General features: G+C 63.7%; 25 protein-coding genes and 1 pseudogene. 15 read left to right on the top strand and 11 right to left on the bottom strand.

Features of this window, described 5'->3' with window-relative positions:
* The 8 genes and pseudogenes from CN311_RS10030 to CN311_RS09995 form a co-directional block, all read left to right on the top strand.
* Positions 1-365: pseudogene (locus CN311_RS10030) on the top strand (xanthine dehydrogenase family protein molybdopterin-binding subunit); the annotation flags it as partial.
* Between the two features lie 254 nt (positions 366-619).
* Positions 620-1,012 carry a VOC family protein gene (locus CN311_RS10025; protein ID WP_097573268.1) on the top strand — a complete coding sequence of 131 codons (393 nt, stop codon included), beginning with the start codon at positions 620-622 and terminating at the stop codon, positions 1,010-1,012.
* A 21-nt stretch (positions 1,013-1,033) separates the two neighbouring features.
* Positions 1,034-1,357, top strand: coding sequence for an ArsR/SmtB family transcription factor (locus CN311_RS10020; protein ID WP_097573266.1), 324 nt, complete (start codon positions 1,034-1,036; stop codon positions 1,355-1,357).
* Entirely contained in the window at positions 1,354-1,767 is a 414-nt protein-coding gene (locus tag CN311_RS10015) for an SRPBCC family protein (protein WP_097573264.1), read from the top strand. Before CN311_RS10020 ends, CN311_RS10015 begins: the two co-directional genes overlap by 4 nt.
* Before the next feature lie 70 nt (positions 1,768-1,837).
* A complete protein-coding gene (locus CN311_RS10010; protein WP_097573262.1) occupies positions 1,838-2,065 on the top strand; it encodes a hypothetical protein in 228 nt (75 codons plus the stop codon).
* A 3-nt stretch (positions 2,066-2,068) separates the two neighbouring features.
* Complete coding sequence (locus CN311_RS10005) at positions 2,069-2,536, top strand: DUF1801 domain-containing protein (protein WP_097573260.1); 468 nt, start codon at positions 2,069-2,071, stop codon at positions 2,534-2,536.
* Positions 2,537-2,578: 42 nt separating this feature from the next.
* Positions 2,579-3,013 carry a DUF1801 domain-containing protein gene (locus CN311_RS10000; RefSeq protein ID WP_097573259.1) on the top strand — a complete coding sequence of 145 codons (435 nt, stop codon included), beginning with the start codon at positions 2,579-2,581 and terminating at the stop codon, positions 3,011-3,013.
* 213 nt (positions 3,014-3,226) lie between these two features.
* Positions 3,227-4,129, top strand: a complete 903-nt coding sequence (locus CN311_RS09995) for a sugar phosphate isomerase/epimerase family protein (protein ID WP_097573257.1) — start codon at positions 3,227-3,229, stop codon at positions 4,127-4,129.
* A gap of 5 nt (positions 4,130-4,134) precedes the next feature.
* Here CN311_RS09995 and CN311_RS09990 read toward each other — a convergent pair whose 3' ends face one another.
* Positions 4,135-5,004 (bottom strand): LysR family transcriptional regulator, encoded by an 870-nt coding sequence (locus CN311_RS09990; protein ID WP_245440794.1) that lies wholly within the window; start codon positions 5,002-5,004, stop codon positions 4,135-4,137.
* Between the two features lie 190 nt (positions 5,005-5,194).
* Between CN311_RS09990 and CN311_RS09985 the strand changes: the two genes are divergently transcribed.
* The 3 genes from CN311_RS09985 to CN311_RS09975 all read left to right on the top strand — a co-directional run bounded on the left by CN311_RS09985 (position 5,195) and on the right by CN311_RS09975 (position 9,078).
* Positions 5,195-5,584 (top strand): carboxymuconolactone decarboxylase family protein, encoded by a 390-nt coding sequence (locus tag CN311_RS09985; protein WP_097573253.1) that lies wholly within the window; start codon positions 5,195-5,197, stop codon positions 5,582-5,584.
* Between the two features lie 69 nt (positions 5,585-5,653).
* Positions 5,654-6,136, top strand: coding sequence for a nucleoside deaminase (locus CN311_RS09980; RefSeq protein ID WP_097573278.1), 483 nt, complete (start codon positions 5,654-5,656; stop codon positions 6,134-6,136).
* Between the two features lie 263 nt (positions 6,137-6,399).
* Complete coding sequence (locus tag CN311_RS09975) at positions 6,400-9,078, top strand: ATP-binding protein (RefSeq protein WP_097573251.1); 2,679 nt, start codon at positions 6,400-6,402, stop codon at positions 9,076-9,078.
* 273 nt (positions 9,079-9,351) lie between these two features.
* On the opposite strand, the gene CN311_RS09970 is transcribed toward CN311_RS09975, so the two are convergent.
* The 6 genes from CN311_RS09970 to CN311_RS09945 form a co-directional block, all read right to left on the bottom strand.
* Positions 9,352-10,299, bottom strand: a complete 948-nt coding sequence (locus tag CN311_RS09970) for a nucleoside hydrolase (RefSeq protein WP_097573249.1) — start codon at positions 10,297-10,299, stop codon at positions 9,352-9,354.
* Entirely contained in the window at positions 10,296-11,309 is a 1,014-nt protein-coding gene (locus CN311_RS09965) for a nucleoside hydrolase (protein ID WP_097573276.1), read from the bottom strand. The genes CN311_RS09970 and CN311_RS09965 overlap by 4 nt, the downstream gene beginning before the upstream one ends.
* Positions 11,310-11,320: 11 nt before the next feature.
* On the bottom strand, positions 11,321-12,307 hold the full coding sequence (locus tag CN311_RS09960) for an ABC transporter permease (RefSeq protein ID WP_097573247.1): 987 nt from the start codon (positions 12,305-12,307) through the stop codon (positions 11,321-11,323).
* Positions 12,295-13,338, bottom strand: coding sequence for an ABC transporter permease (locus CN311_RS09955; protein ID WP_165779648.1), 1,044 nt, complete (start codon positions 13,336-13,338; stop codon positions 12,295-12,297). Before CN311_RS09955 ends, CN311_RS09960 begins: the two co-directional genes overlap by 13 nt.
* On the bottom strand, positions 13,335-14,906 hold the full coding sequence (locus CN311_RS09950) for an ABC transporter ATP-binding protein (RefSeq protein WP_097573245.1): 1,572 nt from the start codon (positions 14,904-14,906) through the stop codon (positions 13,335-13,337). Before CN311_RS09950 ends, CN311_RS09955 begins: the two co-directional genes overlap by 4 nt.
* Before the next feature lie 87 nt (positions 14,907-14,993).
* Positions 14,994-15,998: a BMP family lipoprotein gene (locus tag CN311_RS09945; protein ID WP_097573244.1), complete on the bottom strand. Its 1,005-nt coding sequence runs from the start codon at positions 15,996-15,998 to the stop codon at positions 14,994-14,996.
* 252 nt (positions 15,999-16,250) lie between these two features.
* On the opposite strand from CN311_RS09945, the gene CN311_RS09940 reads away from it, so the two are divergent.
* Positions 16,251-16,835, top strand: coding sequence for an amino acid synthesis family protein (locus CN311_RS09940; protein WP_097573242.1), 585 nt, complete (start codon positions 16,251-16,253; stop codon positions 16,833-16,835).
* Positions 16,832-17,416, top strand: coding sequence for an amino acid synthesis family protein (locus CN311_RS09935; protein ID WP_097573240.1), 585 nt, complete (start codon positions 16,832-16,834; stop codon positions 17,414-17,416). The genes CN311_RS09940 and CN311_RS09935 overlap by 4 nt, the downstream gene beginning before the upstream one ends.
* 22 nt (positions 17,417-17,438) lie before the next feature.
* Here CN311_RS09935 and CN311_RS09930 read toward each other — a convergent pair whose 3' ends face one another.
* The 3 genes from CN311_RS09930 to CN311_RS09920 are packed head-to-tail and all read right to left on the bottom strand — an operon-like array spanning position 17,439 to position 19,920.
* On the bottom strand, positions 17,439-18,626 hold the full coding sequence (locus tag CN311_RS09930; RefSeq protein ID WP_097573238.1) for an amidohydrolase family protein: 1,188 nt from the start codon (positions 18,624-18,626) through the stop codon (positions 17,439-17,441).
* Positions 18,627-18,668: 42 nt separating this feature from the next.
* Positions 18,669-19,226, bottom strand: a complete 558-nt coding sequence (locus CN311_RS09925; protein ID WP_097573236.1) for a MarR family winged helix-turn-helix transcriptional regulator — start codon at positions 19,224-19,226, stop codon at positions 18,669-18,671.
* 49 nt (positions 19,227-19,275) lie between these two features.
* Positions 19,276-19,920, bottom strand: a complete 645-nt coding sequence (locus CN311_RS09920) for a cysteine hydrolase family protein (RefSeq protein ID WP_097573272.1) — start codon at positions 19,918-19,920, stop codon at positions 19,276-19,278.
* Between the two features lie 234 nt (positions 19,921-20,154).
* Here CN311_RS09920 and CN311_RS09915 point away from each other — a divergent pair, with 234 nt between their 5' ends.
* Both CN311_RS09915 and CN311_RS09910 read left to right on the top strand, forming a co-directional pair.
* Positions 20,155-21,000 (top strand): NAD-dependent epimerase/dehydratase family protein, encoded by an 846-nt coding sequence (locus tag CN311_RS09915; protein WP_097573234.1) that lies wholly within the window; start codon positions 20,155-20,157, stop codon positions 20,998-21,000.
* Positions 21,001-21,150: 150 nt separating this feature from the next.
* A complete protein-coding gene (locus tag CN311_RS09910) occupies positions 21,151-21,954 on the top strand; it encodes an SDR family NAD(P)-dependent oxidoreductase (protein WP_097573231.1) in 804 nt (267 codons plus the stop codon).
* Between the two features lie 10 nt (positions 21,955-21,964).
* Here the strand turns inward: CN311_RS09910 and CN311_RS09905 are convergent, their stop codons facing one another.
* On the bottom strand, positions 21,965-23,035 hold the full coding sequence (locus tag CN311_RS09905) for a Gfo/Idh/MocA family protein (protein ID WP_097573229.1): 1,071 nt from the start codon (positions 23,033-23,035) through the stop codon (positions 21,965-21,967).
* Between the last annotated feature and the right edge of the window lies 1 nt (position 23,036).

Below are 23,036 nucleotides of genomic sequence, written 5' to 3'. Positions count from 1 at the left end.
GGCTGGGCTACGCATTGCATGAGGAACATACGATCGGCGAGGATGGTTGTATCAGGCAGGACAGCCTTGAGACCTACCGAGTGCCGCTGGCGCTCGACACCGTGCCTGTCGAGATCGACCTCTATGAAGGCGCACCGTCCATTGGTCCGTTGGGCGTGAAAGGCGCCGGTGAAGTACCGATCATGAATCCCCCTGCCGCGGTCGCCTGCGCCGTCGCCAACGCAACGGGGTGCCGGGTGCAGCAAACGCCGCTCACGCCACCGCGCGTGTTGGCGCTTTTGCTGGGCAGGGAGCCAGCTGTCGAGTTGCCTCACATCGCCGACAATTGGTGGGACAATGTGCTGACGAAGCCCAAGACACAGTGATTGGCGATACTTCGGCATCAATTGCCATCGGCAGGCGATTTCGAAGCCGTGCACGAATAGGTGCTATCGCGTTGCCTGCCGAACCTGGCGGTGCCTCCCACAGGGCCGATGGCCTCTGTGACGAAGATATAACCTACCTTCCCGCTTGACGAACGCATATCCCAATGGTTATACGTCAATCAATAGCCGTTCGGTTATTGATTATGAAATGACGCGGCGCACACTGCGAACGTGACAGACGGAGAACGTGCAAGATGAAGCTCAAATTGACCAGCGTATATGTCGACAACCAGGAGAAGGCCCTGCGCGTCTACACCGAGGTGCTCGGCCTTGCCAAGAAGGCCGATTTCAGCAACGGGCCGTATCGCTGGCTGACCGTGGCCTCGCCCGACGAGCCGGATGGAACCGAGCTGCAACTCGCGCTCAACGACAACCCGGCGGCCAAGGCCTACCAGCAAGCCATATTCCAGCGGGGCCAGCCCGCGGTCATGTTCTTCACCGACGACGTCAAGGGCGACTACCAGCGCATCAAGGCGCGCGGCGCCGAGTTCACCATGCCGCCGACCGAGGTGACCGGCTCGACCATCGCCCAGCTCAACGACACTTGCGGCAACCTTGTCCAAATCACCCAGCTGGCGCGCTGGTAAGGTGAGGACCATCGATCCCAAATGACGAACGCTCACGATGTGCTCTTCAGGACGCTCGCCGACCCGACCCGGCGGGCGATCTTCGAACGGCTGTGCCGCCAGGGAGAGCAGACCGTGGGCGCCCTGACTGCTCAGGCCGGAATCTCGCAGCCGGCCGTCTCGAAACATCTCGGCCTTCTGAGGCAGGCCGGTCTGGTGCGCGATCGCCACGAAGGACGACAGACCCATTATAGCGCGCAGCTCGGCGCGCTTGCCCCCTTGATGGACTGGACAAGCGAGATGGCCGGGTTTTGGGAAGCCCGGTTCGACCGCCTCGAAGACTTGCTGAAAAGGATGGACCAATGAATGAGACAACGGCCGAAACGCGTTCCGTCGTTGTCGAGCGTGAAATCCCTTATCCGCCGGAAAAGATCTGGCGCGCGCTCACGCAATCACACCTGATCGAGGAGTGGCTGATGATGAAGAACGATTTCAAGCCGGACGAAGGCAGCCGTTTCAATCTTAGCGCGGACTGGGGCGGCGTGGACTGCCAGGTCCAGGCAGTCGAGCCGGCCAAAACGCTGTCCTACACCTGGGACACCAAGGACCTCAGGAGTGTCGTCACCTGGACGCTCACCCCGACGAGCACGGGAACCCATCTGCGCATGGAGCAGTCGGGCTTCCGGGCGGATCAGCGGCCCTATTACCAGGGCGCGACGGTCGGCTGGCGCAAATTCTTCGCGAACCTGGAACAGGTCTTGGCGCGGTTGGACTGAGGTCTGCCAGACTGCAAAGAAAGCCCGCGCCAGGCGGGCCACTTCGGCTTGTCTTCAGAGGAGGTGTGAATTGAATTGGAACAATTGGGTCAGGCAGATCCACCGCTGGCTGTCGATTGCCTTTACGGTGACCGTCATCGCCAACTTCGTCGCCATGGCAAGAGGGGAACCTCCTCTCTGGATAGTCTACTCGCCGCTGCTGCCGCTCGCCTTGTTGCTGTTCACTGGCCTGTACATGTTCGTGCTGCCCTATGCCGGCAAATGGCGCAGCGGGCGAGGCGCCAGCGCAGTGGAGTGAACAATGGCCAGGACGTCGAAGAAGCCGGAGAAAATCGCAAAGGAGACCGCCGCCCAGCCGGCCGCCGGCAAGCCCGCCCTCCTCTCAGGCGGCAATCCCCAGATCGCGAAGGCCTATGGGGATGCCCCGGTGCAGGCCTATATCGCGGCCATGCCGGGCTGGAAAAGCGACGTCGGGCGCCGCCTCGATGCGCTCATCACCCGCACTGTCCCCGGCGTCTACAAGGCGGTCAAATGGAACTCGCCCCTCTATGGCATCGAGGGGGAAGGCTGGTTCCTCGGCATCCATTGCTTCACGAGATACGTCAAAGTGACTTTCTTCCGCGGCACGTCGCTGCAGCCTGTTCCTCCCGGCCAGTCCAAGCAGAAGGAAGTGCGCTATCTCGACATCCACGAGGACGACCGGCTCGACGAAGCCCAGCTCGCTGATTGGGTGAAGCAAGCCAGCCAATTGCCCGGCGAACGGATGTGAGCCGAGGGCAAGCGACAGCAACAATGAAGAAACGAGGACAACATGAAGAAGAGCGGCTCGACGGAAGGAGAAGCCTCTCCCTCCCAGTTGATAGATGCGAGAATCAGGGAACTGGGTGATTGGCGCGGCGAGACGCTCGCCCGGATTCGGCTTCTCATCAAGCAGGCCGATCCCGACGCTGTCGAGGAGTGGAAGTGGAGAGGGGTTCCGGTGTGGTCGCATGCCGGAATCATCTGCACCGGCGAAACCTACAAGAATGTGGTGAAGATGACCTTCGCCAAGGGGGCTTCCTTGGAGGACCCCTCGGGCCTCTTCAACTCCAGCCTCGAAGGCAACACCAGGCGCGCCATCGATATTCATGAGGATGACACGATCGATGAAGAGGCGTTGAAGGCGCTCATTCGCGCCGCCGTGGCACTGAACATGTCGGCGCGAACCCGCTCCGCCAGTTCCCGGAAGACGCCAAAGAGCGCTTGATGAGCATCTCCGGTTCTTGAAGCGGCTCCTTCGCCTGCTGATCGGCGCATGCTCGGCGTCTGCGATCACACACAGCAAGCACGTGTCGGGAAGGAAATTTGTTGCATCTTGCAATCAAATTTCTTTCCACGTGTCAAATTTCTTTCCATATGGTTCATACTTGCGTCCTGACGGGCAACGGGCCTGGAATTCTGCAACCAACGGAGCACCTTCGTGACCAAAACAACCGTCTCAAATCCACTGGGTGTTCATGCTCTGGTGTGGGTTGGCGACACGTCGCGCCAGTCGATCGAACGCGCTGTCGCCCGCACCTCGGAGTCGGGTTTCGACCTTCTCGAACTGTCGCTGCACGATCTCGACCGGCTGGACGTCGCTCATGCCAAAACCTTGCTGCATAATGCAGGGCTCCAGGTCGCCTGCTCGCGCGGCCTCGCCTTTGATGCGGACGTGTCCAACGAGGACACAGCGGTGGTGGAACGCGGCGCGCAGTTGCTCAAGGCATCGCTCGATGCGACGGCGGGTCTCGGCGGCCGCGTGCTCACCGGCGCGCTCTACAGTGCGCTTGGCAAATACGGCTATCCGGTAAGCGCCCGCGGCCGCGCCAATGCGGTATCCGTGCTTCGCGACCTCGCCAGGGCTGCCTCGGAAGTCGATGTCGTGCTTGGCCTGGAGGTCTGCAATCGCTACGAGACAAACGTCGTCAATACGGCGAGGCAGGCTCTCGAATTGGCCGACGACATCGGCGCCGACAACATCATGATCCACCTCGACACCTATCACATGAACATCGAGGAGGACGACCTGGTGCGCCCGTTGCATCTGGTTGGCGATCGGCTCGGCTATGTGCATATCGGCGAGAACCATCGCGGTCTGCTGGGCTCCGGCCATATCGATTTCACCGGTTTCTTCCATGCGCTCGACGACATTGGCTATCACGGGCCGATAACGTTCGAATCCTTCTCATCGGCGGTGGTGGCGCCAGGGCTGTCGCACGATTTGGCGATCTGGCGGGATCTGTGGACCGACGGCGGCGCGATCGCCTTGCATGCCCGCCAGTTCGCCGCGTCCCAGATCGAAGCGGCGAAGGCGAGGCCAAGTTCAGGCAAGCGACGCTAGAGGCCTCAGCGCCGCCCGTACCGGCCGACGACGAAATCGAGGAACGAGCGGATTTTTGGCGGCGGATGCCGGTCCGGCAGAGTCAGGACGTGCATCGGCTTTGGCAAGGGCAGGAAGTCCGGCAGCAGCGGGATCAGGCGGCCGGCCCGGACATCGTCGTCAAGCAGTATCTCGGGCTGCATGATGATGCCGAGCCCGCTCAAGGCCGCCTTGCGCAACGCTTCCCCATTGTTCACCGTCAAGGCGAGGGAGACAGGGACACTGATCTCGCCTTGCGGTCCTTGCAGCCGCCACTCGCGGCTGGCGACGGGATGGGCAAAGCCCATGCAGACATGCTCGGAAAGGTCCCTGGGGTGCTTGGGAGTCCCGTGGCTCTCAAGATAGGCGGGCGCGGCGCATACGATGGAGCGATAGGCCAGCAGCGGCCGGGCGATCATGGTGGAATCGGCCAGTTCGCCAATCCGAACCATGATCTCGAAACCCTCCTCGACCATGTCGATCGGCCGGTCGCTCAAGACCAGGTCTATGGCCACCTCTGGGTTCGACGAAAGATAGTCCGCGCAGGCCGGCGCCAGGGCATGAACGCCGAATGAGACCGGCGTCATCACCCGCAAACGGCCGCGCGGAACAGCCTGAAGGCGGGCAGCGCTGGACTCGGCATCGGCCACGTCGCCGAGGATCTGCTTGCAACGCTCGTAGTAGAGCTTGCCGACGTCGGTGAGGCTCTGCCGGCGTGTGGTTCGGTTGAGAAGACGTGCGCCAAGCCGCTCCTCAAGCGCCCGCACATGCATCCCAACCATCGTCCCCGTCAGCCGGAAGTCCTCGGCCGCGGCTGAAAAGCTGCCGCGTTCCACGGCTCGAACGAAAATGGCCATGCTCTGCAGGCGGTCCATGATTGCCAGTTGCCCCTATTGCCAAGTGCTGCTTCAGAAAGATCGAAATACTGGGCATGTTTATCAGATCGTACTTCCGTATCACAATCACAACACACAGGCCGGATGTGCTCGCTCAACTGATGAAGGCGCTCCCATCGCATCCAAATTCGTCTTGAAAGGAGAAACTGGAATGATCTCCAATCCCGAACTTCGCCGGCGCGGCCTTGCCCATTTCGAACGGCTTTTCGGCGCCGGAGCCGGCGAGGCCCTCGTCCAGGACATGGAAGGGCTCTGCCCCGACTTCACCGACATGTCGATAGAATGGGCGGTCGGCGGCATCACCACCCGTCCGGGTCTTGACATCGTCACCCGGGAGCTGGTGGTGATCGCCTCCTGCGTGACGCTTGGGCACACCGTCACTCAGTTGCGGGCGCACACGCAAGCCGCGCTCAGCGCAGGCGCAACACGCGAACAGATCATCGAGACTATCCTTCAACTTACCTTCTACGCCGGAGGTGCTGCGGTCCGGAATGCGCTTGTCAACGTCAAGGACATCCTGAACGGCACGGCGCCATCCTGAATCTTGTCATTGGTGATCCGATCGCGCAGCTTGTGCGCTGCGAACAGGGAGAACCAATCGATGGCCACCATGCCTGTTGATCACGAGTATTTTCTTCGCCATGCCTTCAAGGTTGCGATCCGGGCTCAGGAAACCGGCAATCATCCTTTCGGAGCGATCCTGGTCGGACCGGACGGCAGCGTGCTGATGGAGCAGGAGAACGCTTTCAACCCGACCCGCGACATGACCGGTCATGCCGAGCGCGTGCTGATGACCCGGGCCTCGCAGGGCTACGAGCCTGCTTTCCTGCGCCAATGCACCATGTACACGTCAGCCGAACCCTGTGCGATGTGCGCGGGCGCTGCCTATTGGACTGGCATTGGCCGGGTCGTCTATGGGCTCGGCGAAAGTGAGCTGAAGGCAATCACCGGCAATCATCCGGAAAATCCGACCCTCGATTTGCCCTGCCGGGTGGTCTTCGAAGCTGGTCAGCGTATCGTCGAGGTCATCGGGCCGATGCTGGTCGAAGAGGCCGCGAAATTGCACGAGGGTGTCTGGCAGGGTCCAGCTTAATCCCGGAGCAGGTCGAACATCAGTTCGAAGAAACGGTCCGCTCGCTTGTCATCCGCGCATGGCGACGAGAGCCTCTCAGCTCCCATCCAGTTTGGTCTGAAACTGGCGGGATATTCCTCGACGCCGGTACCAGTGTCCGAGTGCGGCTGGCGGCCAGTGATATGCATGATGCGATCGCTAGTCCGATCACCCTAGGTGATATGACGTTGTTGCACTCGAGGCTTACTGCTGTACCTTCCAAGGTTGTGGAGGTGTGAGCTCTTATGCTGCTTGAGCGAGAGGGGCCGCTTGGAACGTTGCTGGCCCAGGTCGAGAGAGCTGCGGCCGGCCACGGCGGGACTGTGCTGGTGGACGGCGAGGCGGGCGTTGGCAAGACGTCGCTCCTGCGCGAATTCGCGCAGGAGGTCGACGGGAATTGCCGCGTGCTGTGGGGCTGGTGCGAGGCGCTCTTTACACCACGCCCGCTCGGTCCTCTTCAGGACATGGCGCATCTGCTGGACCCTCGCGTGGCGGCTCTGCTCGAGGAGACCGCGGCGCCGGAGCGGCTTTTTCCGGCATTGTTGAGCGCGCTTCAGCACACCAAGGGCACGACCGTGCTTATTTTCGAGGATATGCATTGGGCTGACAATGCGACACTTGACCTGGTGAGATATCTCGGTCGCCGCGTCTCCCTGCTCCGCACGATGCTGGTGCTCAGCATGCGCAGGGACGAGATGAGTGCCGATCATCCTCTGACCCACGTGCTTGGCGACCTTCCGTCCGCCTCGGTGCGCCGGCTGACGCTGGAACCGTTGTCTTCCCAGGCAGTGACGGTGCTGGCCGAGCAGGCCGGCCGCCCCGCCGACGAACTCTATCGCATTACCGAGGGCAATCCCTTCTTCGTCACCGAACTTCTGTCCAGCAGTGAGGCCGAACCGGGGCGCGTGCCCGATTCCATACGCGACGCGGTCTGGGCGCGCCTCTCACGCCTGACGCCCGGAGAGCGCGAGGTGCTGGAGGTCATGAGCATTATGCCGGGCAGCGTTGAGCCATGGCTGATCCGCTCACTTCTCGGGCATGAGACAGAAGCTCTCGTGGACCGGTGCGTCGGGCGTGGATTGCTGCGGCGCGACGATCAGGGCGCGCTGACGTTTCGCCATGAGCTTGCCAGGGAGGCCACCCTCGACCGCCTCGCTCCGTCTCTTCAACGGTCGCTTCATGCGAAAGTCGAAGCAGTACTCTCCGAGCTTCCAGCGGCGCAGGCAAGCGCCCTGCTTTGGCGACGGGTGCACCATGCCGGGGGCGCCGACAACGGCGAACGCGTCCTGGAGCTTGCGCCGCGGGCCGCCCGGCAGGCCGCGCGTCTGGGCGCGCATCGCGAGGCGGCTTCACATCTGGCGACAGCACTCAGATATGTTTCAGAGGCGCCGTCGGCGCAGGCAGCCCAGCTTTGGGAAGACTGGGCCTATGAGGCGGGCCTGTCACAGTTCGTCTATGACGAAATCATCGAGGCACGGCATCGCGCCATTGCGATCTGGCGAGAGCTTGGGCGCATCGACAAGGTCGGGGCCAACCTGCGCTGGCTGTCGCGTCTCCACTGGCGCCGCGGAGAGGGCCAGGGGGCGGAAGACCACGCGGATCGGGCGGTGCGTGAAGTGGAGACTCTGCCGCCTGGGCCGGAACTGGCGATGGCCTACAGCACGCGCTCGCAGCTCCACATGCTGCATTATCGCTTTGACGAAGCAATCGATTGGGGCTCGCGCGCGATCGCGCTGGCCGATCAATTGGGCGAAGTCGAGACACGCGTCCACGCTTTGAACAATGTCGGCACCTCTCTCCTGTTCGCAGACCGACCAGGCGGTCGCGAACGGCTGGAGGAAAGCCTCGCGCTGGCACTCGAACACGGGTTTCACGACCACGCGTCGCGAGCCTATACGAACTTCGCCGAAGGAGCGGTGGTGTCCAAGGACTTCGCCTTGGCCGAACGGCTGCTCGCGGAAGGGATTGCGTATTGCGCCAGGCACGACCTCGATTCGGCGGCGCAATACCTGCTCGGCCGGCAAGCACAGCTTCGTACCGAGCAGGGCCGCTTTCGCGAGGCCGAGACGATTGCCCAGGGCGTCATGAATCTGGAACGCCTGCCGATGGTGATGCACCTGCCGGCTCTGACGGAACTCGGCAGGGCGCGGGTCCGGCTGGGTGGGCCCGGTGGCGCGGCCCTGCTGGAGCAGGCCCTCCAGGAGGGTCTGTCGACCGGCGAGGCTCAACGCATCATACCGGTTCGCCTGGCGCTGGCCGAGGCCGCCTGGCTTGCCGAGGAGCCCGGCGCCGGCCACGAGCAGCTGACGGCCCTCGCCGAAATGGACCTCGACAATTTCCGTCCCTGGGATATCGGCGAACTGGCAGTCTGGTGGCAGCGCTGTGGAATGGCGGGATCGCTGTCGGTGCCGGCCGCCCGCATTCCCTTGCCGCGAGCATTGGAACTTCGTGGCGACCCGCTGGCGGCGTCGGCCGAATGGTCCCGCCTGGGCCTTCCCTATGAGTCGGCGCTCGCCCTCATGCAGGTTCGCGGAAGCGATGCTGGCGCGGCGCTGGGTCGCGCCGTGACGACATTGGAGGGCCTCGAAGCGCGCCCAGCGGCAGTGCTGGCGCGAAAGCTGGCGCAGCGCATCGGAGCCGCCGGTCAACTGCCGAAGCAGCGCCGTGGGCCGTACACCGTGGCCAGGCAGCATCCGCTAGGCCTGACGAGGCAGGAACAACAGGTGCTCACGATGATTGCCCAAGGTTTGGGCAACAAGGAGGCGGCACGGCGCCTGTCGCGCTCACCGCGGACGATCGAGCACCAGGTTTCCGCCGTGCTCGGCAAATTCAGCGCGGCAAACCGGATGGAAATTCTGCTGCGCCTTCGCGGTGAGCCCTGGCTTTTGCCGCCAGCAGACGCACTGCAAGCCCGTGAAAGCTAGGCAGTTCGCGAAATCTGGGGAACCGGCCGCCCAAAAATGGGTGATGGCACCGATTTGCAGGCCCGCCGGCACACATAAAGTTGGTCTTGCAGCGTGGAAGATCCCCCAAGATCCATCCACGCCTTCCTGATCCGAAGGAACAGGGGCACTGGGGTGAGGCACAGGAAGCCGCTGACGGCGCCGAAATCGCGCGCCGTCGGCGGATGTGCGCACCTTCAAGCCGGGAGCGCCGCCCTTAGCGATCCACGCAATGATCAGGAGGTGCCGTGTCGCCTAATCCCGCAGCAGGTCGAACATCAGTTTGAAGAAACGATCCGCATCGACCTCATGCGCGATGCGGGCATTTTCCTTTTCGCCACGCTCGCCCCAGAAATCGGCGACGGTCGCGCCGAATGCGTAGCTGCCGGACAGGTCGACGCCGATATGGACGGGACGCGTGCGCACCAGCGTCGGATCGATCGCCAGCGCCAGGACGAGAGGATCGTGCATGGCCCCGCCGACGCCCATCGAGTTGCGGTGCAGCTTCTCGTAGAATAGCAGCCAGTCGTTGACGAGCCGGCCGAGCGGCGTATCGATCGTCGCCAGTTCGGCATATTGCGGCGCCTCGATCAGCACCTGCATGGTGACATCGAGGCCGACCATCAGGATCGGTATGCCGCTGTCGAGCACGATCTTCAGCGCCTCCGGGTCGCAGAAGGCATTGAACTCGGTCGGCGTGATGATCTCGCTCCTGCGGTAGAACACGCCGCCCATCCAGATCAGTTCCTTGATCTTGGGCAGCACGTCGCGATGCTTGAGGATCAAAAGGCCGATATTGGTCAGCGGTCCGGTCGCGACGACCAGGATCGGTTCGGGCGAAGCGCGCAGCGCATCGGCGAGGAAATCGACCGCATGCTGCTTGACCGGCTTGATCGTTGCCTGCGGCAGATAGGGCGAGCCTTCGAGACCGCTCGGTCCGTCAGCGGTGCCGAGCACCAGGGGCCGCGCCAGCGGACGGTGGCAGCCCTGCGCCACCGGCACGTCGCCGGCGCCGATGAATTCGAGGATGCGCAGCGCATTGGTGGTCGTCTTCTCGACCTCGGCATTGCCGCAGGTCGTGGTGACGCCGAGCAGTTTGATGGCCGGCGAGCGGTGCGCCATGACCAGCGCGATGGCATCGTCGTGACCGGGGTCGCAGTCGAACAGGATGGGCGTTGCAGTGGTCATGGTACCGTCCTTCATGCCGCCCGCTCGTACCGCGCGACAGTCTGCTTGAACATGTTGAGGAAGCGCCGGCCGTCGAGGTCGGTGCAGATGCGCGTGGTCTTCGGCCCGCCGCCGGGCAGCAATTGCCGGCCGCGATGGGCGACGGTCTGCCCGCGCGCGATGCGCCCGTCCAGCACGACATCGACGAACAGCGGCTCGCTCATGATGGCAAGGTCGGGATCGAAGGCCAGCGCCACGGTGATCACGTCGTCCATCGGGAACCCGACCAGGTCGAAGAACTCGCGCCAGATGTCGATGTAGATCGGGAAGCTGTCGGCGATCATGTCGAAAACGGGATTGTCCCTGGCGAGCGCCTGCATGTCGGCGATGTCGTCGCGCGTCAACATGGAGGCGGCGACGCGGTTGTCCTCGCAGATGTCGAGCGGCACGAGGATCTTGTCGACATCGGCGTTCAGCACGATGCGCGAGGCCTCCGGGTCGGCCCAGATGTTGTATTCCGACAGCGGCGTGATGTTGCCGGGCGTCTGGAAATTGCCGCCGAGCACCAGGAGGCGCTTGAGCACATCGGTCAGACGAGGCTCCTGCAGCAGCGCCATCGCCGCATTGGTCAGCGGGCCCGTCGTCACCAGCGTGATCTCGCCGGGATTGGCCATGACCGTGTCGATGATGAAATCGACGGCGTGCCCTGGCGTTGCCTGACGCGACGGGACAGGTGCGGGCGGATTGAATTTCTTCAGGCGGTCGCCGAAGCGAGCGACGAGCCGTTTCTCGAAATGGACCGGCGCCTCCATATCGGCCTTGGCATTGCCGACGATCGGCCGCCACGCGCCGGCGTGAACCGGGATGTCGTCACGCCCTGCAAGCGCCAGCGTGTTGAGGACGACATTGGTGACCTGCTCGATCGGGCCGGCCGCACCGGTCACGGTGGTCACGCCCTCAAGCTTCAGGTTTGGATTCGCCGCGGCAAACAGCACGGCGAGAATGTCGTCGCCGGCAGAATCCACGTCGAGGATTATGCGTTCCATGGAAAGTTCCTTCATGAGGGATGTTTGCCGCCTTGCTCGATATTCTTGTCGGTCGACAGCAATCTCTGCATCGAAGCCAGCGTCTCTGTGATGATTTTTGGTCGCGCGCGATAGGACAGCGCGAACAGCGCCGTGAGCGCCACGACATAGGGGACGGTGAGAACCAGATAGGATGGGTAGCCGAACGTCTGCAGGCGAAGCGAGAAGGCATCCGCGAAGCCGAACAACAGGCAACCCCACAGCACCTTCAGCGGATCGCCATTGGAGAAGATCAGGATGGCGACCGCCATGAAGCCGCGGCCCGACGACATGTTTTCGGTGAACATGGTGATATAGCCGAGCGACAGATGCGCGCCGGCAAGGCCCGCCAGCAATCCGCACAGCAGCGAAGCGATGTAACGGACGCGGGTGATCGAAATGCCGAGCGCCTCGGCGGCTTCGGGTTTTTCGCCGACAACCCGGATATAGAGCCCGAGACGGGTGCGATTGTAGAACAGCACCAGCAGCGGCACCGCGATGAAGCCGACATAGACGATCGGCGTGAAGCCGGAGATCAGCGGCGCCCATGAGCCGAGAACGGCGCGGGCGCCGGGCAGCTGGACTTTCGGCAGGCCGACGATGCCGTGGCCGACGATGGAGCCGCGCGTGCCGAAGATCGCCTTCATCAGCGAGATCGTCATGCCGCCGGCAAGGATGTTGAGCGCCAGCCCGACGACCACTTCATTGGCCCGGAAACTCACCACCAGGACGGCGAAGACCAGTGCAAAGGCGAGGGCGGCCGCGACGCCGCAGGCAACGCCGGCGAGTGCCGAACCCGTCCAGATCGAGCCGATGACGGCGAAGAAGGCGCCGGCAAGCATCTGGCCTTCGAGGCCGATGTTGAAGATGCCGGCCTTCGTGGTGAACGAGCCTCCGAGCGCGACCAGAAGAATGGGCGCGGTGGTCCGCAGCGTCGCCGCGATCAGCGCGACATTGACGAGCTTGTCTAGAATTTCCATCGCCGCTCCCCGGCCTGGCTGTCGCCGCGGCGCCTGACCAGAACCTGCGCTGACACGCTGAGGATGATCAGCGCCTGGATAACGGTGATGATCTCGCGCGACGCGCTGGTATCGACCTCGAGCAGCAGCGATCCGCTGCGGAGCGCGCCGAAGAACAGCGCGGTAAAGATGGTGGCGACGGGCGAGCCGTTGGCGAGCAGTGCGGCGATCAATCCGTCGAAGCCGAAACCCGGAGCGAAGCCCTCCATGAACCGGTGATGGACGCCGAGCGTCTCGATGCCGCCGGCCAGGCCGCCGACGGCGCCCGAAAGGAGCAGGACGACAAAACCCTGCCGTTTCACGTTGACGCCGCCATATTCGGCGAATTTCGGCGCCGAGCCGACCATCGTCACGCCGTAGCCCCAGCTGGTGTAGCGGAAGATCAGGGCCGCGCCGAGCGCCAGCACCAGGCCGATGATCAGGCCCCAGTTCAACCGCGAGAAGCTGAAGAGTTCCGGCAGATAGGCGCTTGGCAGGATCGGCGGCGTCTCCGACCAGCCACCTGGCCGCTTGAACAGGAAGATCGTGAAATAGGAGGTGAGCAGCACCGCGACGTAGTTCGACAGGATGGTCGAGACGACCTCGTTGGTGTTGTAGCGGGCGCGGAAATAGGCGGGGATGGCGACCCAGGCAGCACCGGCCACGACCGCGAGCGCCAGCGCCGCCAGCATGTGAAGGCCCGCTGGCAGGGCAAAGGCGAAGCCGACCCAGGCGGCGGCGAAGCCGCCGAGGAAAAGCTGGCCCTCGATACCGACATTGAACATGCCGCCGCGCAAGCCGATGCAGGCGGCGACGCCGCAGATCAGGATCGGCGTCGTCTGCAGCAAGGTGCCGGCGATCTTCTCCTGGTCGCCGAAGGCGCCGCGCAACAGTGTCGTCAAGACACGCAGGGGGCTTTCGCCGACCAGGAGAATGATGATCGCACCCAGGATCAGAGCCACGGCAATGGCGATGATCTGGCCGGAAACGTCACGCAAGCGATCCCTGATCATGCCGGCTCCGCGGCGGGTTCCGGCGCGGCCACGCCTGCCATCATCATGCCGATACGATCTTCGTCCGCGCCATCGCCGGCGACCTCGCCCATGATCCGCCCGTTGAACATCACCAGGATGCGGTCGGCAAGGGCGGCAAGTTCGTCGAGCTGCACGGATATCAAGAGGATGGCGCGCCCGGCGGCGCGCTGGCGCATGATCTCGTCATGGATGGCCTCCTGCGCGCCGATGTCGACGCCGCGCGTCGGCTGGTCGATCAAAAGGAAATCGGCGTCATTGGTAAATTCTCGCGCCAGCACGACCTTCTGGATATTGCCGCCCGAAAGCCGCTTCACGGCATCGCCTGGTCCTTGCGCGCGAATATCGAAATCCCTGATCAGCCTTGAGGCATTCTGGCTGATAGCGGTCCAGTTGAGCACGCCGCCGCTGCTCCATGGCGCGCGGTGCTGCCGGCCCATCAGCATGTTTGCCGCTATCGATGCGTTGCGGTCGACACCGCGCACCATCCGGTCGCCCGGAACATGGGCGAGACCGGCTTCGCGGATTTCCCTGGGGGAGAGCGTAGCAAGATCCCGGCGCTTCAGCCGGGCTGAGCCGTGGCTTGCAGGTCTGAGGCCCGAAAGCACCTCTGCCAGTTCCGTCTGTCCGTTGCCGGCAACGCCGGCGATCCCCACCACCTCGCCGGAGCGGACCGTGAAGCTGACATTGCGCAGCGCCGGCAGCCGGCGGTCGTCGCGCGCCCATAGTTCCTTGACATCGAGCACGACATCGCCTCGCGACGGCGTGCGCGGCCGGCGGTCGAAGCTGACCTCGCGGCCGACCATCATGCGCACCAACTCGTCCTTGTTGAGCTCGGCCGTCGGGCGCGTCGCCACCTTCTTGCCGTTGCGCAGCACCGTCACCGTGTCGGAGACCTCCATGACCTCTTCCAGATGGTGCGAAATGAAGATCACCGTCATGCCCTCCGCCACGAAGCTGCGCAGCGTCTGGAACAGTTCGCGGCTCTCTTGTGGCGTCAGCACCGCGGTCGGTTCGTCGAGGATGATGGTGCGCGCGCCGCGCACCAGCACCTTCAGGATTTCGATGCGCTGTTCTATGCCGACCGAGAGCAGCCCGACGCGCTCGGTCGGATCGACCTGCAGCCCGAACCGCTTCGACAATTCGCGCGTGCGCGCAATCTGCGCGGCGTGGTCGATCAGCCCATGGCGACGGATCTCCATGCCGAGAAAGACGTTGTCGGCGACCGAGAGCGAGGGAACCAGCTTGAAATGCTGATGCACCATGCCGAGCCCCGCCTTGATGGCGACGGCCGGGTCGGTGACCACCGTTTCCTCGCCGTTCAGACGGATCGAGCCTTCATCGGGCTGCAGCAGCCCGAACAGGATGTTCATCAGCGTCGTCTTGCCGGCGCCGTTCTCGCCGATGATGGCGTGGATTTCGCCCCGGCGCACGGCAAGGTCGATGCCGTCATTGGCGACGAACGCGCCGAAACGCTTGGTGATGCCTGTCAATGCGACGGCCATCTCGGCTTTCATGTGAAGGGTCGGCGACCCGGCGTTCGACACCATGGTTCTCACGGATTGGACGCTGGTCCGTCGCGGCAAGCCACGGCGAACCAGCGTAGCGCTTTCTTGGGAGGATGCGCTGTTGTTGTCCTATTTCGCCTTGGCGATCTCGATCTTGCCGTCGAGGATGCCCTTCTTGATCTCGTCCAGCTTGGTCGTCACGTCGGCCGGGATCGTCGGGGCAATGTCATCGCAGACCTTCACTTCGACGCCGCCCGAGGCGAGGTCGAAGGTGCGGGTGCCGGCGGTGACCTTGCGGCCCTCGACCTCGTCCTTGATCAGCGTGTAGACGGCGATATCGCCGCGCTTCAGCATGCTTGCGAGCACGTTCCCGGGGGCCGAGCCGCACATGTCGATATCGACGCCGATCGAATATTTGTCGGCCGCCGCACTCGCCTGCATGACGCCTTCGCCCGTGGGGCCGGCGACGTTGTAGACGATGTCGGCGCCCTGGCCGTAAAGCGCCTGGGCAAGTTCGCTGCCCTTGGCCGGATCGTCGAAGGTTCCGGCGAAGACGGAGTTCACCTTCACATCCGGAGCGGCATATTTCGCGCCTTGCTCATAGCCGCCGAGGAAGTTGCGGATGACGGGAATGTCGCGGCCGCCGACAAAGCCGATCGCCTTGCCGTCACCAATCTTGGGAAATTCGCTGCCTTTGGCCTCGATCATGCCGGCCAGCGCACCGGCCACGAAGGACCCTTGCTCCTCTGCGAAATTGGCATAGATCATGTTGGGATTGTCGAGCACGCCATCGATGAACACAAAGCGCTGGTCCGGGTATTCCTTGGCGACCTTCTGCAGCGAATCCACCAGTTCCCAGCCCATCACGAAGATGAGATCGTACTGTTTCGCCTTGGCCAGGTTCTCGAACTGCTCTTCGTAGTCGAGAGCACGATTGCCGGTGTCGACCAGTTTGAGGTCGATGCCGAAATCGGTCTTGGCCTTGTTGAGGCCATTGACGATGGAAACACCGAAGCCCTGTGCGAAATATCCGGAAATGGCGGCGATGGACACTTTGTCCTGGGCCGCGGCGGATCCGAACGAGATGGCAAGCATCGTGCCGGCCATGAATAAACTCTTGAGCGCCCTTTTCATGTCATTCCCCTTCAGCTTTTTTCAGCTTTTCAAGCCACGCCTTGACCATCCGCGCATAGTGCCGAGACAGCGGCTATTTTCGTTGATGGTCATATGAGTTTATGAGCGGCCCCGCAGGCTGTCAATCGTTCTGCAAGGCAGTTTCGTTGTGCCTTTTTTCACTTGCCTGATGTCGAAGCTTGACAAATGGTGGCTGGGGATAATTGTTGATACTCTAACGAGTTAGCAAACGACGGGAAGAGAGAGCGGACAATGCCGGCTGTGGTCGTCAGGAAATTTCTGGTTCAGGTCGAGGAGATATTCCATGAGGGCGGCCCCGTTGCGGCGCACCCGCTCAAGCGCGGCGCGGTCGTCGCCGTCATCGCCAATCCTTTTGCCGGGCGTTATGTCGAAGAGATCACCGGCTTCATGGACGATTTGAAGCCGCTCGGCCTCGATATGGCTCGACGCCTTATCGATGCCATCGGCGAGGGCGCCTCGGCGATCGAAGGCTACGGCAAGGGCGCCATTGTCGGTGCCGCCGGCGAGCTTGAACACGGCGCCCTCTGGCACAATCCGGGCGGCTACGCGATGCGCGAGCTGCTTGGAAACGCCAAGGCGATCGTGCCCTCGACCAAGAAGGTCGGCGGCCCCGGCACGCGCATCGACATTCCGATCACGCACATCAACGCCTCCTATGTGCGCAGCCATTTCGATGCGATCGAGGTCGGCATCACCGACGCGCCGCGCGCGGATGAAATGGCGGTCATCCTGGCGATGACGACCGGTGCGCGCGTTCATGCGCGGGTGGGCGGCCTTGCCGCCGCCGACATCAAGGGCGAGGACGGATTGAGATGAGCGTAGAAATCCGCCGGATCATCACCATCGTCGAAGAAACCCTGAGCGAGGGCGGTCGTCCCGTCGATCCGCCGACCCGCCGCGCGGCGGCAATTGCCGTGATCCGCAACCCTTATGTGGGCGACTATGTCGAGGACCTGTCGGCGTTGAGCGACATCGGCGAGGAGCTGGGCGAGATTTTGCCGAAGCGCGCGGTCGCCGCGCTCGGCATTCCCGGCGCCCGGGTCGAAAGCTTCGGCAAGGCAGCCGCGGTCGGCGCCGACGGCGAACTGGAACATGCCGCCGCCATCCTTCACCCCAAGCTTGGCGCCCCGTTCCGCGATGTGCTCGGCAAGGGCGCCGCACTCATTCCCTCGTCGAAAAAGCGGGGCGGCCTCGGCGTGCCGCTCGACATCCCGCTCGGCCACAAGGACGCCGCCCGCGTGCGCAGCCATTTCGACGGCATGGAGGTTCGCGTGCCCGACGCGCCGCGTGCCGACGAGATCGTCGTCGCCATCGCCGTGACCGATTCCGGCCGGCCTCATCCACGTGTCGGCGGGCTGACCAAGGACAAGATCGTCGGCAAGGATGGCGTCAGCTGAATCTCAGCGCACCCTGACGTCGTCAAACGGTGACGACTTCCGGCACCCGCATTGCCGGCGGAGTGTTGCGGCTCCGGCCGGTTCGCGCCACGCCGTCGATGACGACCATTCCGATACCCGGAAGGTTGCCCTGCGCCACGCTGTCGAGCAGCCCATCGCCGGCGCCGCCGATCGCCTGGTCCATGAAGACGAGGTCGGCGGCGCGGCCGACCTCGATCATGCCGCGATCGTGCAGCCCGCGCACGCGCGCTGTATTGCCGCTGGCAAAGCAGAATGCCACTTCCGGCGCGACGCCACCCAGCGAGGCCAGCATGGTCAGCGTCCGCAATATGCCGAGCGGCTGCACGCCGGATCCGGCCGGGCTGTCTGTGCCAAGCACGATGCGCGAAAGCTCGCCGCGCTCCCTGGCGAGGTCGAGCACGAACAGGCCGGTGCGCAGATTGCCGTTATGGACGATTTCCAGCGCCCGCGAACCCTTCTCGCAGATCTGCCGGATTTCCGCCTCAGGGAGCGCTGTCGGTCCGCCATTGACGTGGGCGACTATGTCGGCGTCGACCTCAAGCACGGTATCCGCGCCGATGCGGCCGGAGCCGGGCAGGGACGGCCCACCGGTATGGGTCATCGAGGTCATGCCGTATTTTCGCGCCCAGGCGATCATTTGCCGGCCGGTCGGCCCGTCCTTGACGCCGCCGAGGCCGACTTCGCCGATCAGCGTCACGCCAGCTTCGGCCAAATAGCGGAAATCCTCCTCGGTCAGGCCGGGCTCCAGGATCGGCGCGCCGGCCAGGACCTTCATGCCGTTAGGACGGAAATTGGAGAAGATCCGCTGCGCCGCGATGGCCAATGCCTTCAGCCCGACCAGATCGCGCGGGCGGCCTGGCGTGTGGACCTCTCCCGCCGAGACGATGGTGGTGACGCCGCCATGCACGGTCGAATCCATCCAGCCGATCTGGTTTTGCCTTGGCGTCCAGTCGCCGGCCACCGGATGGACGTGATTGTCGATAAGCCCGGGCGAGACGGCCGAGCCGCCGGCGTCGATCACGGTGTCGGCGGCGCCGACGTCAAGCGCGCCGGCCTTGCCGATGGCGGTTATCTTGCCGTCGACCACGACGATCATGTCGGCGTCGAGGATCGGCTGGGCGAGATCGCCGGATAGCATCAGGCCGATGTTGCGCATGACAAGCGTGTTGGGTTTCGGGTCGGGCGACATCGGCACCTCGTCTGTTATTCCTGGAAGTCGTTGGGACGCGGATTACTTGCCGCCGTCGCCGTTCGACGGGTCGTCGTCATTGATGCGGTTGAGCAGGCGAAGCAGCGTCGCCTGCTCGGCTGGCGTAAGCGGCGACAGAAACCGCCGCCCGACTTCGACGCTGCGTTCGAGCCGGTCGAGCGTGTATCTGGTTCCCTTGTCGGTCAGCGCGATCATCGACAGGCGCTGGTCGGTATCGGATGCACTGCGGGTGATAAGCCCGTTCTTGAGAAGCTTGCGCACGACGATGCTGATGGTCGACGGGTCCATCGCGGTCAGCCGTCCCAAATGGTTCTGCGACACCTCGCCCTGCCTGAGGATCGTGGCGAGCGCCGCGAATTGCGTTGGCGAAAGGTCTTCGCCGGCCATCACCTGCTGGAAGCGCAGCGTCGCGCGCTGATGCGCCCGGCGGATCACGTGCGCCGGATGGCGGTCGAGTTCGTAGCCGGTCTTGGCGTATCGCTGCAGCACCTGCTCGCGGCTCAGCGGCTTGGCGCCGTCATCCGGTCCCTTGGGCGCGGCTGCGCTGCTTTCGGGTTGCGATTCGATTTCAGTCTTCACGTCGCACTCCTGTCGCCGCTGTCTCGGATGCCGCAGGCTGGAAAGACGTTCAAGCCGCGACTTCAGTCGGTTGAAGCGACGCCCCGTCGCGAAGGGCCGCGACGACGCTTGCCGAATCGCTGACCACGCCAAAATGCGTCGCTATGTCGTAAAGCGAACTTTCCTGCTCGCGTGGTCCGGTCGCCGCACAGCAATCGCTGGGCACCACCACCTCATAGCCCTGGAAAAAGGCGTCATGGACGGTCGAGCGCACGCAGATATTGGTGACCACGCCGAAGATGACCAGTTGATCGACCTGCATGTCCTGGAGCGTAAGGTCGAGATCCGTTTGAAAAAACGCCGAGTAGCGCCGCTTGATCAGGTGGATTTCATCGTCGCGGGCGCCAAGATCCTCGATGATTTCCGGCCCCCAGGTGCCTTCCAGACAATGCGGCGTGCGCTTCACCCATTCGCGCTCGCGGCGCATGCCGGCCCGGTGGGTATCGTGCACCCAGATCACCGGGACACCAACGGCGCGCGCGGCCTCGATGACAGCCAATTGCGGCGCGACCAGCGTCTCATATCCCGGCAGCACCATCGCGCCGCCGGGCTTGCAGAATTCATTGACCATGTCGATGACGATAATCGCCGCGCGTTGCGGATCAAGGCGCATCGCGTCATCGTGCCGATGTGAGGAAAAGACGTCCACGGGCATGGCGAGCTCCTTTGGTCGATCGTTGATACTCATACAAAAAACCGTTGGGGACGCCAAGTCAATCCCGTTCAAAGCAAAGCCGGTTGCCGAATGTGCGCAAGCAGCGCCGACAAGGGCTTGCGCCGATTTCCGCCGCGAAAATGGCATTGACAAGCGAATACGATCATGTGTTCGATTTGTATGACCATCAATGATATTCAAATTCGCCGGACTTGCCGGGCCGAGGGCTGAGCCATGAGGACAATCGTTACCGGATCCAGCGGTCTGCTCGGCCGCCATGTGGCGACAGCGCTCGTCGCAGCCGGTCATGATGTGTTGGGCATCGATGCCGTTGCACCGAACGCTGTACCATGGCGGCATGCAAGCGCCGACCTGACGGATCTGGGATCGGCACTGCAATTGGTGCGCGATTGCGACGCGGTGGTCCATGTCGCGGCCATTCCGCGCCCGACCGGACGGGCCGGCGGCGAGGTGTTCAAGACCAATATCGCGACCGCCTACAATGTCGTCGAGGCGGCTGCCATGGCTGGCGCCAGCCGCTTCGTCTACGCCTCGTCCTTCAGCGTTTTCGGTTATCCTTTTTTCGAGAAGACCGTGCGCCCGCCCTATCTGCCGGTGGACATGAACCATCCTGTCGGTGCACAGGATCCTTACGCGCTGTCGAAATGGCTCGGCGAGGAAATCGTCGACGCGGTGGTGCGCCGCGGCGCTTTTTCGGCCGTCAGCATCCGCATGCCCTGGATCCAGACGCCGGAAACCTTCTTCGCCGGCGTCGGCCCGCGCCGCGCCACCGCCGACAGCGCCCGCGATCTCTGGGCCTATCTCGACGCGCGCGATGCGGGGCAGGGCTTCCTGCAGGCGTTGGAATGGGGAGGCGAGGGCCATCTCCGCGTCCTGCTCAGCGCCGCCGACACGTTCATGGAAGAGGAGACCGAGCCGCTGGTGCGCCGGGTCTACCCGGATGTCCCGCTATCGCGGCCGATCGCCGGCCATGACGCCGTGCTCGACACGGCCCATGCGCGCGAAACGATCGGCTTCCAGCCCAGCCATTCGTGGCGTTCCTATCCCAAGTTGTGTTGATATTCAGGTGATGCCGGCCTGCAAACGGCGATTTTCTGCGCTTCCGGTGCTCACGGACCCAAATGTCCGCTCCGCTCCGGTTCTCGAAAACCACCATTTTCGGCTCGTCCTGACCTGAATCTCAACACACCTTAAGCCGGAGTCTGGAAAATGAAGCGATTCGACGAAAAATGCGTGCTCGTCACCGGTGGCGCCGGGGCGATCGGCAGTGCGGCGGTAAGGCGTTTCCTCGATGAGGGTGCAAAGGTCGCCATTGTCGACCGCAACGGGGCGGCAGCGCATGCACTGGCCGCGTCTCTTGGCAAGCGCACAGTCGCCATCGAAGCCGACATCACGGATGAGGCAGATGTGCGACGCGCCGTCGAAAGGACCGTGGAGACATTCGGCGGGCTCGATGCCGTCTTCAACAATGCCGGCATTTCCGGCGTTATCGCTCCTGTTCACGAACTGCCCGTCGAGGACTGGGACACCATCATCCGCATCAATCTGCGCGGCATGTTCCTCGTCCTGCAGGCATCGCTGCGGGCGATGATCGCGGCCGGCAATGGCGGCTCGATCGTCAATATGGGCTCGTCCATGGCCGGCTGGGACGTGCTCGCCGGCGGCGCCGGCTATGTCGCCTCCAAGCATGGCGTGGTCGGGCTGACGCGGGTCGCCGCGCTCGATGCCGCGCCCTACGGCATACGGGTCAACGCCATCTGTCCGGGCGTGATCGAGACGACGCTCGGCGTGCCGGCGAGCGACCGCGATTTCAAGAGCAGTGTGCAGCATTTTGCCGACCGCATCCCGTTGCGCCGCATCGGCCAGCCGGACGATGTCGCCGCCGCCGTGGCCTTCCTCGCTTCCGACGAGGCTAGGCATGTCACTGGCGTGGATTGGCTGATCGACGGCGGCCAGACCTTGCAGAGCTGGGCCAACGCGCCGGCCGGCGGCGCGTTTCCGAAATTCAGATAGGGGCCTCGTCTCAAAGCCGCTTTGGCGGCATTGCCTGGATGATCTGGACGGCAAGGTCGAGATCGGCGAGACCGCCCGAAAGCGGCGTGCGCGGTTTTGCTCCGGCAAGGATGCAATCGGCGAAATGCTGCCATTCGCGCCGGAATGCGGTGTCGGGGATACCCGGGATCACGCGTTCCGACGCCGTCTCGCCGGCTGCTTCGCGCACCCGCACGATGGCCGAGGCGTTGCGGAAATAGGGGTTCTGGAAATCGATCCGCACCTCATCGCGCTCGCCATGCACGTGGATCCATTCGTCCCACCATTCATATTGGGCGAGCGCCATGTCGAAGAGACAGGGAATGCCGTCATAGTCGAGCACGGCCAGAAGCTGGTTCGGGCCGGTCTGCTGCGCATGGACGACGTGGCTCGGCGTGCCGAAGGCGCCGCGCATGACAGCGAGATCGTGGCTGCTCAGGCCGAGCAGCAAGAGATAGAGATCGCGGTAGCCGGCGTGGTCCGGCCCCAGCGCCACGTCCACGCGTCGCGCGACGGCGTCTCGCCCAGCCGCGAGCAGATCGGCCGGCACATCGGCGATGCGGGTCTGCGTGTAGAGCTTGCCGTAGCGGTCGAAGCGGCCGGCGAAATCATGGACATGGATCGACTTCGGCCGGCCGATGGCGGCAATGCGCTCGAGGCCGATCTCATAGCCGGGATCATAGAATTTCATGTAGCCGACAAGGGCGACGAGGCCACTGCGTTCAGCCTGTTCGACCAGCGGGCGTGCCTCCTCAGGCGTGAAGGCAAGCGGCTTCTCGACGATCAGATGCTTGCCGGCGCGGATGGCATCAGTGACCATCTCGCCGTGGTCGTAGGTGCAGATCACCACGGCATCGACATTCGGGTCAGCAAGCAGCGCGCGATGGTCGGTATAGCGGGCCGCGACACCATAGTGATCGCCGATCTTGTCGACAGTGCCCGGTGAGATGTCGCACAGCGCGGCGATGCGAAACGCCGGCAATTCCTGGAGATAGGGCAAGTGCATCAGCTGGGCGATCTCGCCGCAACCGATAACGCCAACGCCGATAATTCGATCCTGCATG

This window comes from Mesorhizobium sanjuanii, assembly GCF_002529485.1.
Taxonomy (GTDB): domain Bacteria; phylum Pseudomonadota; class Alphaproteobacteria; order Rhizobiales; family Rhizobiaceae; genus Mesorhizobium; species Mesorhizobium sanjuanii.
Note: the sequence above shows the minus strand (reverse complement) of the source record. Positions and strands in the feature narration are given on the sequence as shown.

Bases quoted from the DNA above. Each gene is read 5' to 3' on its own strand.
- CN311_RS10025 (WP_097573268.1), top strand. From the start codon at position 620: ATGAAGCTCAAATTGACCAGCGTATATGTCGACAACCAGGAGAAGGCC.
- CN311_RS10020 (WP_097573266.1), top strand. From the start codon at position 1,034: ATGACGAACGCTCACGATGTGCTCTTCAGGACGCTCGCCGACCCGACC.
- CN311_RS10015 (WP_097573264.1), top strand. From the start codon at position 1,354: ATGAATGAGACAACGGCCGAAACGCGTTCCGTCGTTGTCGAGCGTGAA.
- CN311_RS10005 (WP_097573260.1), top strand. From the start codon at position 2,069: ATGGCCAGGACGTCGAAGAAGCCGGAGAAAATCGCAAAGGAGACCGCC.
- CN311_RS10000 (WP_097573259.1), top strand. From the start codon at position 2,579: ATGAAGAAGAGCGGCTCGACGGAAGGAGAAGCCTCTCCCTCCCAGTTG.
- CN311_RS09990 (WP_245440794.1), bottom strand. From the start codon at position 5,004: ATGGCCATTTTCGTTCGAGCCGTGGAACGCGGCAGCTTTTCAGCCGCG.
- CN311_RS09985 (WP_097573253.1), top strand. From the start codon at position 5,195: ATGATCTCCAATCCCGAACTTCGCCGGCGCGGCCTTGCCCATTTCGAA.
- CN311_RS09980 (WP_097573278.1), top strand. From the start codon at position 5,654: ATGCCTGTTGATCACGAGTATTTTCTTCGCCATGCCTTCAAGGTTGCG.
- CN311_RS09975 (WP_097573251.1), top strand. From the start codon at position 6,400: ATGCTGCTTGAGCGAGAGGGGCCGCTTGGAACGTTGCTGGCCCAGGTC.
- CN311_RS09970 (WP_097573249.1), bottom strand. From the start codon at position 10,299: ATGAAGGACGGTACCATGACCACTGCAACGCCCATCCTGTTCGACTGC.
- CN311_RS09965 (WP_097573276.1), bottom strand. From the start codon at position 11,309: ATGGAACGCATAATCCTCGACGTGGATTCTGCCGGCGACGACATTCTC.
- CN311_RS09960 (WP_097573247.1), bottom strand. From the start codon at position 12,307: ATGGAAATTCTAGACAAGCTCGTCAATGTCGCGCTGATCGCGGCGACG.
- CN311_RS09955 (WP_165779648.1), bottom strand. From the start codon at position 13,338: ATGATCAGGGATCGCTTGCGTGACGTTTCCGGCCAGATCATCGCCATT.
- CN311_RS09950 (WP_097573245.1), bottom strand. From the start codon at position 14,906: ATGGTGTCGAACGCCGGGTCGCCGACCCTTCACATGAAAGCCGAGATG.
- CN311_RS09945 (WP_097573244.1), bottom strand. From the start codon at position 15,998: ATGAAAAGGGCGCTCAAGAGTTTATTCATGGCCGGCACGATGCTTGCC.
- CN311_RS09940 (WP_097573242.1), top strand. From the start codon at position 16,251: ATGCCGGCTGTGGTCGTCAGGAAATTTCTGGTTCAGGTCGAGGAGATA.
- CN311_RS09935 (WP_097573240.1), top strand. From the start codon at position 16,832: ATGAGCGTAGAAATCCGCCGGATCATCACCATCGTCGAAGAAACCCTG.
- CN311_RS09930 (WP_097573238.1), bottom strand. From the start codon at position 18,626: ATGTCGCCCGACCCGAAACCCAACACGCTTGTCATGCGCAACATCGGC.
- CN311_RS09920 (WP_097573272.1), bottom strand. From the start codon at position 19,920: ATGCCCGTGGACGTCTTTTCCTCACATCGGCACGATGACGCGATGCGC.
- CN311_RS09915 (WP_097573234.1), top strand. From the start codon at position 20,155: ATGAGGACAATCGTTACCGGATCCAGCGGTCTGCTCGGCCGCCATGTG.
- CN311_RS09910 (WP_097573231.1), top strand. From the start codon at position 21,151: ATGAAGCGATTCGACGAAAAATGCGTGCTCGTCACCGGTGGCGCCGGG.
- CN311_RS09905 (WP_097573229.1), bottom strand. From the start codon at position 23,035: ATGCAGGATCGAATTATCGGCGTTGGCGTTATCGGTTGCGGCGAGATC.